At 56.6% G+C, this 14,072-nt stretch carries 13 protein-coding genes and 2 pseudogenes; 5 read left to right on the forward strand and 10 right to left on the reverse strand.

Annotated features, from left to right (window positions below; all coding sequences use genetic code 11):
* Positions 1–10 precede the first annotated feature (10 nt).
* From IPF76_RS15790 to IPF76_RS15805, 4 genes are read right to left on the reverse strand one after another with little or no spacing between them, the layout of a single operon-like run.
* Complete coding sequence (locus IPF76_RS15790; protein ID WP_293846066.1) at positions 11–748, reverse strand: hypothetical protein; 738 nt, start codon at positions 746–748, stop codon at positions 11–13.
* On the reverse strand, positions 657–1,838 hold the full coding sequence (locus IPF76_RS15795) for a glycosyltransferase (RefSeq protein WP_293846068.1): 1,182 nt from the start codon (positions 1,836–1,838) through the stop codon (positions 657–659). The genes IPF76_RS15790 and IPF76_RS15795 overlap by 92 nt, the downstream gene beginning before the upstream one ends.
* Entirely contained in the window at positions 1,835–2,803 is a 969-nt protein-coding gene (locus IPF76_RS15800; protein ID WP_293846070.1) for a glycosyltransferase, read from the reverse strand. Before IPF76_RS15800 ends, IPF76_RS15795 begins: the two co-directional genes overlap by 4 nt.
* Positions 2,796–4,229 (reverse strand): oligosaccharide flippase family protein, encoded by a 1,434-nt coding sequence (locus tag IPF76_RS15805; protein ID WP_293846071.1) that lies wholly within the window; start codon positions 4,227–4,229, stop codon positions 2,796–2,798. Before IPF76_RS15805 ends, IPF76_RS15800 begins: the two co-directional genes overlap by 8 nt.
* Before the next feature lie 141 nt (positions 4,230–4,370).
* On the opposite strand from IPF76_RS15805, the gene IPF76_RS15810 reads away from it, so the two are divergent.
* Positions 4,371–5,471, forward strand: coding sequence for an acyltransferase (locus IPF76_RS15810; RefSeq protein ID WP_293846073.1), 1,101 nt, complete (start codon positions 4,371–4,373; stop codon positions 5,469–5,471).
* Here the strand turns inward: IPF76_RS15810 and IPF76_RS15815 are convergent.
* The 4 genes from IPF76_RS15815 to IPF76_RS15830 all read right to left on the reverse strand — a co-directional run bounded on the left by IPF76_RS15815 (position 5,422) and on the right by IPF76_RS15830 (position 8,992).
* Entirely contained in the window at positions 5,422–6,792 is a 1,371-nt protein-coding gene (locus IPF76_RS15815; protein ID WP_293846075.1) for an O-antigen ligase family protein, read from the reverse strand. The two genes, IPF76_RS15810 and IPF76_RS15815, sit on opposite strands and share 50 nt — an antisense overlap.
* 79 nt (positions 6,793–6,871) lie before the next feature.
* Complete coding sequence (locus tag IPF76_RS15820; protein ID WP_366499750.1) at positions 6,872–7,987, reverse strand: exopolysaccharide biosynthesis polyprenyl glycosylphosphotransferase; 1,116 nt, start codon at positions 7,985–7,987, stop codon at positions 6,872–6,874.
* Between the two features lie 8 nt (positions 7,988–7,995).
* Positions 7,996–8,286 carry a hypothetical protein gene (locus tag IPF76_RS15825; protein WP_293846077.1) on the reverse strand — a complete coding sequence of 97 codons (291 nt, stop codon included), beginning with the start codon at positions 8,284–8,286 and terminating at the stop codon, positions 7,996–7,998.
* 472 nt (positions 8,287–8,758) lie between these two features.
* Positions 8,759–8,992: an XrtV sorting system accessory protein gene (locus IPF76_RS15830; RefSeq protein WP_293846079.1), complete on the reverse strand. Its 234-nt coding sequence runs from the start codon at positions 8,990–8,992 to the stop codon at positions 8,759–8,761.
* 191 nt (positions 8,993–9,183) lie between these two features.
* On the opposite strand from IPF76_RS15830, the pseudogene galU reads away from it, so the two are divergent.
* From galU to IPF76_RS15840, 3 genes and pseudogenes are all read left to right on the forward strand, one after another.
* Positions 9,184–10,046, forward strand: a pseudogene (gene galU / locus IPF76_RS15835) (UTP--glucose-1-phosphate uridylyltransferase GalU).
* Between the two features lie 566 nt (positions 10,047–10,612).
* Positions 10,613–10,729: a helix-turn-helix domain-containing protein gene (locus IPF76_RS20975; protein WP_366499751.1), complete on the forward strand. Its 117-nt coding sequence runs from the start codon at positions 10,613–10,615 to the stop codon at positions 10,727–10,729.
* A 3-nt stretch (positions 10,730–10,732) separates the two neighbouring features.
* Entirely contained in the window at positions 10,733–10,900 is a 168-nt protein-coding gene (locus tag IPF76_RS15840) for a hypothetical protein (RefSeq protein ID WP_293846081.1), read from the forward strand.
* A 166-nt stretch (positions 10,901–11,066) separates the two neighbouring features.
* Here the strand turns inward: IPF76_RS15840 and IPF76_RS15845 are convergent, their stop codons facing one another.
* Together IPF76_RS15845 and IPF76_RS15850 are read right to left on the reverse strand one after the other, a co-directional pair.
* Positions 11,067–11,702: a PEPxxWA-CTERM sorting domain-containing protein gene (locus IPF76_RS15845; protein ID WP_293846083.1), complete on the reverse strand. Its 636-nt coding sequence runs from the start codon at positions 11,700–11,702 to the stop codon at positions 11,067–11,069.
* Between the two features lie 378 nt (positions 11,703–12,080).
* Entirely contained in the window at positions 12,081–12,626 is a 546-nt protein-coding gene (locus tag IPF76_RS15850) for a hypothetical protein (protein ID WP_293846085.1), read from the reverse strand.
* A gap of 191 nt (positions 12,627–12,817) precedes the next feature.
* Between IPF76_RS15850 and IPF76_RS15855 the strand changes: the two are divergent.
* A pseudogene (locus tag IPF76_RS15855) lies at positions 12,818–13,991 on the forward strand (IS3 family transposase).
* The last annotated feature ends 81 nt before the right edge of the window (positions 13,992–14,072 follow it).

Here is a 14,072-nt window from a genome sequence, read left to right on the forward strand (position 1 = left end):
GAGGTGCGAGCTATTTGCGACTGGCCCCTCGGCGCAGACCACGCGCAAAGGTGGCGGCACTGCGAAGAAATGGCAGACGGTCAAACCAAGCGAGCGATGCAATGTCGCTGCGCGAGGGCCGCTGTCCGGCAAGCGGCGGCTCAGCGAATAAAGTGCGCACCTCGGGATTTGCTCGCCGAAACCAGACATAGGCTCCGTCGATCGGCGGATGGATTCCTTCATACTGCAACTGCTCGAGATAATTGAATACTAGGCTCGCTCCTTGTCGCGAGAAGCCCATCATATGCGCACCCTGAATGTCGCTGCGCGCTAGATCGCTTGGAAGCTCGGCGTGATATCCGCCGTAGAAAATATCCCAGTCGCCTGCGAAGGTCCGGCTCTCGGCTCCCGGCAGGAAGATGCAGTCATCTTCCAATATGAGCAAAGATTCACCGGCGGCAGCGGCCTCGCCCAGGAGAATTTTCTGGCTGGCATAGACTCCGCGAGCGCCGATCGATGTGAAACTTCCCGCGGTCTCCGGTCTGATCGCCTCGAAGAAGCTCACGCGCGGATCGCCAGCCAGGCCGACCTTGGCGAGTTCTCGTTCCATGGCGCGGCGACGGTCGGTGCGGTACGCGAGATTTATGATCCGAATACGATCGAAATGCTGAAAATTGTCACGTAAGGATCTCTCCCGAAAAAAGATGAGCCATTCGGGCTGCGGAGACTTCGACGCGGAACTCCTCCTCGACCTTGATGCGGCCGGCATCCCCCATGCGCTGCCATTCGCCTCGCGCTGCGATCACCGCACTGAGCTTTCGGGCAAGATCGTCCCAGTCGGACGGCGTGAACAATAGACCTGCGCCGCTGCCATCGATCAGTTCGGGTATACCGGCAACCTGGCTCGCCAGCACGGGGCGGTGCAGCGCCATGGCTTCGATGAGCACGACGGGCAAACCTTCCATCAAACTGGGCAGGACGAGCACGTCCGCTGCGGATATCTCGGCAAGAGTTTCAAATTCGGGTAGAGCCCCCGCAAATCTAATCCGCTCGAGGAGACCAAGCTGTGACGCCCTGTGCTTGATGCTCGGCTCCGTCGGGCCGTCCCCAACGATGATCAACTCGAATTCAGCCCCGTGCGACGCGATCTCCGCCAGTGCCTCGAGCAAGCCAAAATGGCCCTTCTCAGGCGACAGGCGCCCGACGCAAATTATCTTCGGCGCACCCCAATGTGCTTTCGTGCTTTCGGCAGTACCGCAAGGTCGATGCCGCATCTTACAATGGCCATCTTGTCCCAATGCGACCGAGCGACGATACGCATTGCCTGGGCTCCGCATGAAATAACTTGCGCACGCGACGAAACTCGCCTGTTCGAGCTTTTCAGCGAGAAGAGGACCGGCCGGATAGTCCGTCTCGGAGATGCCGTGAAGCGTCAGGCTCCAGGGGAGTCCGGAATAGCGGGCAGCGATTAATCCGACGGTCGCGCCGCTATTGGCAAAATGATTGTGTAGCCGGCTTGTGGCGGCGCGGTGGAGCAGGCGAGCGAGCATCATCGCCTCAACAAAATGAAACTGCGACCAAATTAGCGCTTTGACCCCTGGCACCCGATGCCGCAGTGCAAACAGCCACGCCTTGGAAAAACGACGTGGACCGCTTAAGATTGCCCAGCATATTGCTATAATATAATCAATAAATGATCGCCCGAGGAGATTCTCCACGGCGTCACCGGCTGATTCTTCCCGACGTATCGTGTATGGTGTGACCTTCACGCCCAAAGCCCGAAGTGCCGCAATCTCGCGGCGCACAAATGTGTGCGACGGTGCGTGAATGTCACTGACCAAATACGCGATGTTGCTCATTTATAGAAAATCGCGCCCTGCTTTTTGCCCCCGAAGCGGCCCGCGGCGAAACGAAGGATGCCAATGGTTTCAGCAAATTTTCCAATGAGCATATGCCAACCCCATATTATGCCACCACGCAATGATAGCCTTGCGAATTGGATCCCCCAGAGCAGAGGAGCGATCGCAGCGGCAAGCGGACCGAACGCGATCGACAGCGTGAGCGCCACCAGCGCAATGCCTATCGTCCAGCCTATCGCACTCGCCACTTGCCGACCATAAAGAGCCGGTCTTTTGGTCCGTCTCGTTTTCTGCCATACCTGCGCATAACCAAATCCGCTTCTGACAGCGCGCATCCACCACTGCCGCGCGTGGTGCATATCAGCGTCATGAATGGTCATAGCACTGTCTATGCGCCATACTACCCAGCCGGCTCCGCGTAGCCGAAAACAAAGTTCGGGCTCTTCGCCCGCGATGACTGCAGGGTCATAGCCTCGCACCTGCTTCAAAGCTTCGACCCTGAACAATGCGTCGCCGCCACACGCCTCGGCCTCGCCGACAGGGGTATTCCATTCAGCATCGCACATTCCATTATAGATGCTGCGTTCCGGATAACGCTCGCGCCGCCTACCGCACACTGCCGCAACAGTCGGTCTGGACCTCAAAAATGCCTCAGCAGCAGTCAACCAGTCAGGCTCGAGTTCGCAGTCGCCATCGACGAATTGGATAAATTCGATTTCGGGGCAGTCGAGCAGAACGGCTTCAAGGCCGGCATTGCGCGCGCGCGCGGCGGTGAACGGCATCGTCAAATCCAGTTGGACGACATGCGCCCCTATCGATCGGGCAAAGTCCACGCTTCCATCGGTCGACGCGCTGTCGACATAAACGATCGGCACAGATCGAGGCACCGACCGAAGGCAATTCTGGAGCCGTTCACCTTCATTGCGTCCGATTGCTACCAGCCCAAGCTTTGCGCTCTCATCCATGGAACAAGCCGGCCTGCGTAAACCAAGCATCTATCCCGCCCGTCAGCCCGGCGAGCATGCTTGCCTCGCGACATAAAAATATCAGGAAGAAAAAAAGAATAGTCAGTGCGGCGTCCTGCCGAAGAAAACTGAGCCCGACACCACGCTTGCGCCAAGCAAGAACAGCATATCGGATCGCCTCAGCCAGCACAAAAATCACCAGCGCCGCATTCATGCCATAGCGGGGCAAAACCAATGGGATCGCCACAGCGATGATCGCAAGTTTGGCGCCATTGCTGAACGCCACGCCCGAAGGCTTTCCTACCCCCATCATCATCGCGTCGGCCATTGTCGCGAGGATACCGAACCAGCTGCCGACAAGCAATATCGTCAGAAACAAGCCCGCTTCGTGATACCGCGCATCGTAAAAGAGAGAGATAAATTGATCCGCGATAGCCGTACCCATTGCTAGTCCCACCGCGACAAGAAGCAACGTTACCAATCGCATTGGCCTGATCGCACGCTGTAGGTCAGCACCTCGCTGATTGGAGGCGGCCACCTTGGGAAAAATCAAAAGGCTGCCCATGCGTTGAAAGAGCTGCATAATCGTGTCGGCAAATGTTCTGGCAATGCCGTAAATACCCAGCGAAGCAAAAGATATCGCACCGGCAAAATAAAGCCGGTCGAAATTCATTGCCAAAAAATAGATGAGAGAGGCTAGAAATATCCATTTACCGAAATGGAGGATCGCCTTCACTGCCTCCTTTTCCCAGCGGAGCCGGTGGGTGCGCCAGTCGATTAAGAAAAAACTCGCGACGGCAGGCGCGGCAGTTCCGATCAACAATCCGAAGACGAGAGCCCAGATCGTAGGCGTGTATAATGCAAGTCCAATCTGAACAGCAATTCCGAACAGGGACGTAGTGAGGTCAAAAAGCGCAAGCTTCCGCACCTGAAGCTGCTTCTGAAGGAGAAAGCGCGCCGGCGATGTTAACCCTGTCAGAATAAATATTGGCGCGACGACTGGCAGAAGAACGAGCAGTTCCGGATTGTCGTATACTCGAGCAATTGGAACCGTCAGCAGCATCGCCAGCGCGAAAAGGATTAACCCGCGGACGATCTGGATTGTCCAGGCCGTGTTGTAGAAGTCTGGTTCACTGCCGCGGCGGTTGTTGACGATGCTCTGCCCGACGCCGACGTCCGTCAACAACTCACCGCCCGTGCGGAGAGTGTTGATCAGGAGCATCGTTCCCAAAAGGGCGGGCGCCAGGAGCCAGGCGAGAATGACATTTGTGACCAGCCGCAAAACTTGCTGGGCAATATACGCTCCTGCCACCCATCCAGCAGATCCGATAAGCGTAAGGCGTCGCTGGAAAAAGGTCCGAATCCTGAACCACACACCATTATTGATGGCAACCGGATCGGAAGTTCCTATCTGGCGTTGCTGCACGGGGCTACGACGCTTTCTCGATGAGATCCAACTGACGCAAGATTTCTCGCCCAGCCCTCAAGCGCACGGATAGCAGGCAACCCCTTCAGCGCAACTGACATTCGTAAAAATGCTGATATGGGTGAGCGCAGAGGGGCATCAATGACTGGCAACGAGCAAAGCAATTCGACGGTTACGCCGCATGGGACTATAGCCAAAAACGGAACGATGCACTCCATTCAGTTGCTGCGGGCCATTGCTGCCCTACTTGTCGTTTTATATCATGGCCAGCTGGCAATATCGACGCGCTTCGCTACTCCCGCCTTTGCTGTCGAGACTTATCTTTTTGCGTTCGGAGCCGTTGGCGTCCACATATTCTTCGTCATCAGTGGCTTCATCATGGTTTACACGACGCACGTCGACCCGAGCTTCGTTGCGCGAGATTTTTTGCGTAAAAGGATATTCAGAATATATCCGATGTACTGGGTGTGCGTCGGGCTCTATCTCGTCGCGCATAATTTTATTGGCAGCCCCTACCAACTTAGCGGGTCTGAAATTTTGGGCGCGCTTGCGCTTTATCCTGAACATGCCTCTGCCATTATCGGACCCGCGTGGACGCTGTCATTCGAGATGTTTTTCTATCTGTGTTTCGGCATTGCGATGAAGCTGGGCGCAACGCGGGGGCTGGTCATTCTGGGGGCCGTATTCATGCTCTCAATTGCAACGGGCTTTTTCTTTCCGATCGAAGGAGCGCTAGGTCGCCTGATTACCAATAGCCTGCTCCTCGAGTTCATCGCGGGCGCGGCGATTGGATGGCTGCTCGCCACAGGACGTCTTCCGCGACGAGGTGGCTCAGTTGTCTTGCTACTCGCGATCTCGTTATTCGGAGCCGGGATTGCTTTCGGTTATGATCGCTTTCCTTCTGTTGCAATGTGGGGGATTCCCAGCACTCTCCTCGTGGCTGGCGCGGTCATCTGGGAAAACTCCCTTGGCTTCAAAAAGGAGCTCCGGAAGTTTAGTCATTTCGGAAATAGCAGCTATGTTTTGTACCTAATCCATCTGATCGTCATTACTCTGACCATCACGCTAGCCGCTCATGTCCCGGCGATCAAAATGGTCGAGCCGGCACTCGCAGCATTGGCAATCGCAGGCCTTTCGCTCCTGGTGGCCGAAGGACTGCATGCCTGGATTGAACGCCCGATGACGCGCTGGCTCAATAGATTGTTCGGGCCGCCCCTAGACGAGCGTCGCCGCCGTTCTTAACTAGCGTCGACCGCTGCGTTTTCGTGGCTTTTGAACGCATGCGTTGTTCGATTTTCAGTTGCCGGATACATCCCGCGACAATTCCCAGCCCGATCGCAAAGACATATTGCGCATGATACACGACGAAAACCCATTCATAGAGGCTGTGCAGCCCGAGTATCAGGAACGTAACACTTACGCCCAGCACGACCTCCCCTCGCGGGTCGCGGCGGTTGCGAAATGCGAAAACAAGCCCTTGAATGGTAGGGATGAGAAGCAGAGCAATAAATGTCAGAAACCCCGGCCAACCCGTCTCGGCCGCAGCGAGAAGGTACATATTGTGGACATTAGCTGCTCGGCTGGTCCAGTTCCAAATGACTCCTGCCCGGGCCGAATAGCCTTCAGAGTTGGCGACCAACACATATTGGTTTGCGCCTACACCCATCGGGTGATCCTTCCACATCGATTTTGCAGCGCGCTCGAATGCCAGCCGCTCCTCGTCCGAGCCTTCGCTGACCGGCCTGACTGTGAAGCGCTCCTCGAAACTTACCATTGCGATCGGGGCGACGATGGCAAATGCCACAGCTGCAAGACCTATCATTTTCCACTTATGCGCGGTGGAGCGGCGCATAAGCGAAAGCGTCAACAAAAGCACGATGCCGATCGCTACAAAACCGACCGTGCCGCGTGAGGCACCCAGAGCAACCGCCACAAGTGCAGCTAGGACACCGAGCATGATCAGCTTGTTGCGTTCGCCTGCGAGGAGCAGTGCGAGGAGCGGCAAGGTCACGAAATGCAACATGAGGCCTAGGAGGTTTTGATGCCCCATCGTTCCCGATGCTTGCACGACGCCTGAGAGGCGTTGGTCGACTGTCGCGGCGGCCTGGAATATGGCGCCTAAGGCAAGCCCATAGCGCAGCCACCGGATAGCGCGCGGATCTCCGGCGAAGGACGCGACAGCCACAAAAACTAGGAGGATGCGCGTGACTTGAAAGAAGTAGAAGAAGGAGCTCATCGGAAGCGTCGAGACGGCGATTGAGAGCGCGACAGCGAAAAGATAGGCTAGAAAGACAATTAGAAATGGAAGCTTTTTAAGCGGTGCGCGACGTGTCACGAGTATCGCGATGGCGAGGGTGTCCAGAAGCGATACGACAATTCCCTTGGCGTACCCAGGCCACGCTGGCCATGTCACGAATGCAGCATCGAGATTAAATGCGCTGATGACGAACGGGAGGATGCCGACACCAAGGTAGGCCCATTTCCGTTGCCGCGGGTATCGCCGAAGCCAGGCGATGAAAACCGGGATCGACAAGAGAATGAGCAAGAGGCCGATTATTCGCATGGCGCATGCCTAGGGCAGTAATCGGCAACTGCCAATCCGAGCTGGGTGAGCATCTTGCTCCGCACCCTACCAAACGCGATCAGTAGGCATTCTTATGCATCACGACGCGTACGGTCTTCAGCAGAATGATGATATCATTCCATAGCGACCAGTTTGAGAGATACTCAAGATCGCAGCGGACCCGGCGGTCGATGTCCTCGACGCGCTCGGTTGCTCCCCGATAACCCCGAATTTGAGCCAGGCCGGTTATGCCGGGCTTGAGCGCATGCCGAAGCCAATATTGCTGCGAGGCGTGCCAAAACAGTTCATCACCCGCGGTGGAACCCAAGGCATGCGGTCGGGGTCCGACCATGCTCATTTCGCCGCGAAGCACGTTGATAAGCTGGGGAAGTTCGTCGATGCTCGTCCGGCGGATAATGCGACCAACCCGGGTAATGCGGTCATCATCGCGGCTGGTCGAGCGATCTCCCGCAGAATCGCTGCTTTCGAGATGCATCGAGCGAAACTTGAATATCCGGAACTGGCGATTCCCCTGCCCCACCCGGAGTTGCCGGAAGAAAACGGGGCCGGGTCCTTCAAGTCGTATCGCAAGAGCCACAACTATCAAGAGCGGCATAAATATGACCAGCGCAATAAGGGCCACGAACAAATCGAGAAAGCGCTTCTGAATGCGAGTTACGAGATTCAGAGGACCGCGCGAGAGAACTATCGTGTCCTTGTCATCATATTCGCCGATCGTGACGGCACCATGGAGGAGATCGCGATCGAGAAGGATTTCGCCCCCAACATCATGACCCTTTAGAAACGTCGCCCATGCAGGCCGATGATCATATCGACACGCTATGATCACTCGATCAAACGGCGCGATCAACCGCGATAGCGCATCGATCATGTCCGGCCGGTCGAGGTCGGGCCACAGACCCTGAGACGCGACGTCAACGACCGCTGCATGCGGTTGAGGGCGCGCGTCAAGACCGTCCAGTATGAGGATCGTAGCCAACACGGAATCGCCGAGGAGGCGTTTTACAACGGCATCTAGGAAGACCTTCGAGACAATGATGAAGATCGCTGCCGCTCCAAAGGTGACCGCGAGACCAAGGCGCGAGATTTCCTGAGATTTGAAGAGAAATCCCATGCCGATTATGACAAAGGCGGTAGCGCCAAGCGCTCCCAATGATCGCCGGATTGCCAGCAGGCGATTGCCTAGAGTTCAGCATCTTGGGCTTCACGAGCAATCTCGAACATGATGAAGATAGGCAGCGCGATAAAGACGATGGACTGTCCTCCCGCGGCTAGCCATCGCTCGTCTCGCAGTTCGAGCGCGCACAGATAGCCACCAATCAAAGACAAAATGTCGAGCAGGAGTGACAGGCCGTACAGAAAAGTGCGCTTGTCGCGCGCAGACGAGAATAAGCCGGGCGCGTCTGCGGCCGGATCAACGACGCGAACTGGCAACCATGACCCCTCCGACGATCTTGTCTGCAAATGCTTCATTGGATAACTGCCCTAAGCCCCACCATATCCCGGTTATAGCAATATCGCGTGTCGCCACGCCTCGCCGCCGCCATCTCTACCATGTTATCGCGCTGAAAATTAATCGTGAATTATCAGCTTGTCTTCGCAACCCAAGAGCTAGCGCCTCCCCCATCGACGGGGACACGCTGTCGCTGGGGCAACTCAGACGAATGCAAGCGCCTCACCATTAAAGCTCAGACCCTTAACATTTCCAATAGTTCCGTAACATTTGCAGCAATACGTGTAGGCTAGCAAAGAAGTCCATCGGGACGAGAGGCCTGAGCCGATCGGCGCTGGCTGACCCTGTAAGCCCTCAACTATTTGTAGAACGAACTAGTATTGACCTTTTCGTCGCTGGACAGGTCGTCGCATGCCATGCGTATAACAACGCCTACGGTTTGAGGAACGGAATCGGGACATTCAGAACCTTGAAGATGTACACGACGGTCGCTCAAAAATCACTGCTGCTGGCGCATGATAGCCCCTCATTACCAACATAATTCGCCAAAGCGCAGCCGACAGCAGGAGGCGCATATTGCCAAAGATGATCGCGCGGTTCTTCTTCGGCGGATCGTTGCAGAAGTAGGGTGGCGAGCCCGGCAAATGTAAAAACGGTAATCCAATCCCAAAATGTTTCCACGTCCGCTCCGCTCCCTTGCTGACAGATGTTGCGCGACACGCGCATGTCGGATCCATGCAATGACGTAGCAGGGCTGTGACACGGCGGATAGGCGTGATTTCTCCCGCCCCGAAGCGTAGCCAGCCGACGACTGGTGCAGTGTTTTCGCGGAACACGTGCCATTTTGTAATATTCGGTCCATCTAGAGCCGTGCCAAGTTGAGACTGTCTTTAAGATTTTCTGATATCGCGACGAGCATGAAACTGATCCGCAAAGCCGTCTTTCCCGTCGCCGGCCTCGGCACCCGCTTCCTCCCCGCGACGAAGGCGATCCCTGGGCGAAATGCTGCCAGTCGTCGACCGGCCGCTGATCCAATATGCGGTCGACGAAGCGCGCGAGGCGGGGATCGAACAGATGATCTTTGTCACTGGGCGCGGCAAGAGCGCGATCGAGGATCATTTTGACGTCGCCTTCGAACTTGAAAAACGATGTCCGAACGCGGCAGGCGATCTGTCGGTTCTGAACCGACGCGCCTCGACCAGGTGCCTGCGCTTATGTCCGCCAGCAGGAACCGCTTGGGCTCGGCCATGCGATCTGGTGCGCGCGCGACATCGTCGGCGACGAACCTTTCGCGATCTTCCTCCCCGACGAATTCATGCACGGAACGCCGGGCTGCATGAAGCAGATGGTCGATGCGTATCATAAGGTCGGCGGCAATTTGATCTCGGTGCTCGAAGTGCCGCACAAACAGGTGTCGAGCTATGGCGTCATTGCACACGGTGCCCGCGACGGAGCGCTGACCGAGGTGACCGGGCTCGTCGAGAAGCCGCCGGTAGCCGAGGCGCCGTCAAACCTGATTATTTCGGGCCGTTATATTCTGCAGCCCGAGGTAATGCGCGTGCTCGAAAAACAGGAAAAGGGCGCGGGCGGCGAAATCCAACTCACCGACGCGATGGCGACCATGATCGGCAACCAGCCGTTCCACGCTGTCACCTTCGAAGGTGCGCGCTACGATTGCGGGTCGAAGGCCGGATATATCCAGGCCAATCTGGCCGTCGCGCTCGAACGACCCGACATCGCGGACGAGATCAGGGCATTCCTTGTGACCAAGATGAACTAAACATCTCGGCTTCTATCCAAGCCTAGAAAGCAATGGCACGCGGGATGAACCCGCAAGGCGCAGCGCAGGCTGCCGTTCAAGAGATCTTGAGGCAGCGTTAAACTGTGTTGTAGTTCGGGCATTTGACGTATGTCGCGTTAACCAGCGGATGGAACTGTCCGCCCCTGACGATGCGCATCGACGGCTTTTGCTGCACATCTGGAATGTTTCGAAACTGCGCAAGGTGCGCCATGCAAATTACGCTGCGCGAGGATTCGCACGCGCAAGAGCTTCGAGGCACTCTCGCGACAATTCACTTGGCGACTCCGTCTGTCCTAATCATTGAGGCCGACCGTCCAGCGAGAGTCGACGATCATCTGGAAGTAGAATTTTCTCCGGACGCGCGGGCGACCGCCCGAGGCCTGTGGAAGAGTGGCAAGCTATTCGGCTGCGAATTCGAAAATGTAGCCCTCGAGGCGGTAAAGCCGGCGCCTTTGCATGACGATGAACTCCCTAGCCAGAATTTCAGACGAAGAAGCGCTGACACGGCTTTGTCGAATTCCGCGGGAGAGACACTGGATGGCAGAATGCGTAGTCTTCGGTCCCAGCGCGGATTGATGCAGGACGACGTCGCCGCCAGCCTGGGCGTCAGCGTTGCATCAGTCAGCCATTGGGAAAGTGTTCGATCGTTTCCCAAGCGGTGAAGAATGGTCGACCTTGCCAAGCTCTTTGGCGTTCCGACCGTCAATCTTGCTTCGTTTTATATCGAGGCGCAAATTGTCGATGATTCAGACAAGTTTGCCTCGGTCCGATCCGATATTGCTACAATTCTTGGCGTCGAAACTCCCCAGATCAAGCTCCTGGTCGATCATTGACCTCACCAGTTTTCGTGATCGCGAATTAACAATGAATTGGTTGCCTATTATCCAACTCAAAGATCGGGACATGACCTCCTCGAATGGGACCGCCGGGCGCAGTTTCAATCGGACAAAAAAAGAGGCGACCATAAATGGCCGCCTCTCGTTAAATGCTCTGCAGTGTTCAGGCGTAGCGAACCGAAACCTGAGGACGACGACGGCGCATTCCGAAGCCAACCGCAGCGAAGCCGATCATCATCAAAGCCCAGGTAGCGGGTTCCGGAACTGCATTGATCGCGAAGTTATCCGTCTCGAACGCATTCGACGTCGAGCTCAGCCGAAGCGTCGTGAATGCGGTCTGATCGCCATCCGTCAAATTAAAGCGGACGACGGGATTCGTATTCGGATCCGTCTGGTTGCCATTCGCAGGGTTGAAGACATCCGCCCCCGTGAAGCTCGCCAAAACGTTGCCTCCTGCGTCAAGAAACTCGAGCAGATTGTACCCGTCAACCGAACCCCAGATGAAGCTGATGTTCGAAATATTTCCGAAGGATGAGAGATCCATATTACCAGGCGACCCGTCGTCTGGGCCTACCGTCCAAAAGCTACCAGTGCTGCCGTAGGGCTGAGCACCGACGCCGCTCTCGCTGGTATTTGTTATGAGACCACCCGTCACGTTTGGAGTGGGCGATCTGAAGTCATACGTCGGGGTCGGGCCCGAATAGGGCACCGTTCCCGGCGTGACGGACCCGAGGATGATTGCAGCGTTCGCGGCCGCAGGAAGAGCCATTGCTGCGGTCGCAGCCAGCAGTGTTTTCATTATTAAAGTTCGCATCGTTCGTAGCTCCCTAGATTAAAGGCGATAACCCGCGCGACTCGCCTGTTTGCGTTACGTGTTTAGTAACATTTAACCAAAACGCCTCAATTTGCGAATCAAAACTTTGCCCCACGATGGGACAGGTCTCGGTTATCAGGACGGAAATCGGCGCATGAGAGCTGACATGGAAACACGGGCAGCGCGGACTGCCCGGCGTAATTCCGAGGGATCGCTACATTTGTAATGTCCCTGCAGGTTTCGGACGTCGAGCGGGGGCGCACGCAATCCCCTCACCAGCTATTGGCGTCCTGAAAAAGGCCAAAGTGAGTCTGATATCGGTCAGGGATCAATCACTGAATGTCTTCACTCGTAACGTGCCACCTACCGCTCCGGCCTGTACAGCAGCGCCGCTGCGGCAACGAGTAGGATGCCCGCCATCTCTTGAATCCACCCCAAAGGAAAGTCGGCCGCACCGCGGCCAAGGATCTCATACAAATGATGGAATGACGCGGCCCGTAGAAGAATGAAAAGCCCGATGAAGACGAGGCCGCCGAGGGCGAGACGTACGCTGTAATGCAGTCGCCGCGTCAGCCAGAGAAGCGCCGCGCCCAAACAGAGGGCACCGATCGCCAAAGCGACGATAAAAAGATATTGGATCCTACGGTGATCGGGGTACCAGCCATTCGCCTTGGCATGCGCGCGTCCGATCATAGTTAGAAGAGTCTGCAAATCGAGGAGTTCGTTGAATCCTAGAAGCACGAAGAAAATCGCCGTGGATCTCCAGAATATTTTCTCGCGTGAACTACGCTGAAGGCGTGCGTGCCTTTCTGCGCGCCAACACAGGATCGCCGCTAGGAAATACGCCGCGACCGTCCCCCAGTCCGCCATATCCGCATGCGCGATAGATGCTTGCCAATCGCCGATCATCAGGCAAGGTGTTCGAGGGCAATTTCGTTCTTCATACAATTGAAGCATAGGACCGACGCGCCGACATGCAAATGGCCCCCTCGCAGCCTCCATTCTCATTTGGCCGCATCTGCTCTGCCACCTGAATTCTGGACCAGTTGTGGTTAGAGTTTTCCGCCGTAGATATCCTTGGCTGGGCGAGGAGGTACGGCATGAAGGCAACGAAGTTTACGGACGCGCAGAAGGCGTTTGTCATCAAGCAGGGCGAGGAGGGCACGCCGGTTGCAGAGGTCTGTCGCAAGGCTGGAATCAGCCAGGCGACCTACTTCAACTGGAAGAAGAAATACGCGGGGCTAATGCCGTCGAAGATGCGGCGGCTGCGCGAGATCGAGGATGAGAATGGGCGGCTCAAGAAGATCGTCGCGGACCTGACGCTTGACCGCGAGATGCTGCAGGATGTCCTCAAGCGGGGCCGCAGGCGGCCAAGCGAAGCGCGGCCAAAGCTCTGAGGCCGGATCGCAAGCGCGAGATTATCGACGCGGTTCGGCAGGACTGGCAGGTGACGATCCGCAGGGCGTGTGCCGCACTGCACTTTGATCGATCAACCTATCACTACCAGGCTTGTCGCACCGATCCGGCCATTTTGAAGAAGCGTTTCAGGGATATCTGCGAGACGCATGTCCGCTACGGCTACCGGCGGGCGTATTACATCCTCCGCCGCGATGGCTGGGCTGTGAACATGAAGAAGGTATACAGGCTTTACAGGGAGTTGGGCTTGCAGCTGCGCAATAAAACGCCCAAGCGCCGTGTGAAAGCGAAGCTGCGGGAGGATCGTGCACCAGCGATCCGTCCGAATGTATGGGCGATGGACTTTGTGCACGATCAGTTGGCGACTGGTCGGAAGCTGCGCATTCTGACAGTGGTCGACACGTTCTCGCGGCTATCGCCCGTGGTCGATCCTCGGTTCAGCTATCGCGGTGAAGATGTGGTCGCCACGCTGGAACGGGCATGCAGGAGATCGGTTATCCGAAGACGATCCGGGTGGACAATGGCAGCGAATTTATATCCCGGGACATGGATCTGTGGGCTTACCAGCGCGGCGTGATCCTCGACTTCTCCCGCCCTGGCAAGCCCACAGACAACGCGTTCATCGAAGCCTTCAACAGCAAACTGCGGAGCGAATGCCTGAACGCGCACTGGTTCCTGTCACTGCAAGACGCTTGCGAAAAGCTGGAGGCTTGGCGTAGACACTACAACGAAGAGCGACCGCACAGCGCGATCGGGAATATCCCCCCGATACGGCTGGCAAACTCAGCCGGTGCAACCAGCCCACCGGATGTGAGTAAGGCGGAAAACTCTAGACCCGCGTGGTCCAAGGTTGGGTAGCAGTGCAAAACCTCGCATGGCTCTAATCCGGGCTGGTGGAAACCAGGGGTCATGTCATAAACCCTGTCGCGTTGCGCGTGA

Source organism: Sphingopyxis sp. (assembly GCF_016704835.1).
Taxonomy (GTDB): Bacteria; Pseudomonadota; Alphaproteobacteria; order Sphingomonadales; family Sphingomonadaceae; genus Sphingopyxis.

Excerpts from the sequence above, each read along its gene's own strand:
- IPF76_RS15790 (WP_293846066.1), bottom strand. The coding sequence starts at position 748 with ATGCCGGCCGCATCAAGGTCGAGGAGGAGTTCCGCGTCGAAGTCTCCG.
- IPF76_RS15800 (WP_293846070.1), bottom strand. The coding sequence starts at position 2,803 with ATGGATGAGAGCGCAAAGCTTGGGCTGGTAGCAATCGGACGCAATGAA.
- IPF76_RS20975 (WP_366499751.1), top strand. The coding sequence starts at position 10,613 with ATGCGTAGTCTTCGGTCCCAGCGCGGATTGATGCAGGACGACGTCGCC.
- IPF76_RS15840 (WP_293846081.1), top strand. The coding sequence starts at position 10,733 with ATGGTCGACCTTGCCAAGCTCTTTGGCGTTCCGACCGTCAATCTTGCT.
- IPF76_RS15795 (WP_293846068.1), bottom strand. The coding sequence starts at position 1,838 with ATGAGCAACATCGCGTATTTGGTCAGTGACATTCACGCACCGTCGCAC.
- IPF76_RS15810 (WP_293846073.1), top strand. The coding sequence starts at position 4,371 with ATGACTGGCAACGAGCAAAGCAATTCGACGGTTACGCCGCATGGGACT.
- IPF76_RS15850 (WP_293846085.1), bottom strand. The coding sequence starts at position 12,626 with ATGATCGGCGATTGGCAAGCATCTATCGCGCATGCGGATATGGCGGAC.
- IPF76_RS15815 (WP_293846075.1), bottom strand. The coding sequence starts at position 6,792 with ATGCGAATAATCGGCCTCTTGCTCATTCTCTTGTCGATCCCGGTTTTC.
- IPF76_RS15825 (WP_293846077.1), bottom strand. The coding sequence starts at position 8,286 with ATGAAGCATTTGCAGACAAGATCGTCGGAGGGGTCATGGTTGCCAGTT.
- IPF76_RS15845 (WP_293846083.1), bottom strand. The coding sequence starts at position 11,702 with ATGAAAACACTGCTGGCTGCGACCGCAGCAATGGCTCTTCCTGCGGCC.
- IPF76_RS15830 (WP_293846079.1), bottom strand. The coding sequence starts at position 8,992 with ATGCGCGTGTCGCGCAACATCTGTCAGCAAGGGAGCGGAGCGGACGTG.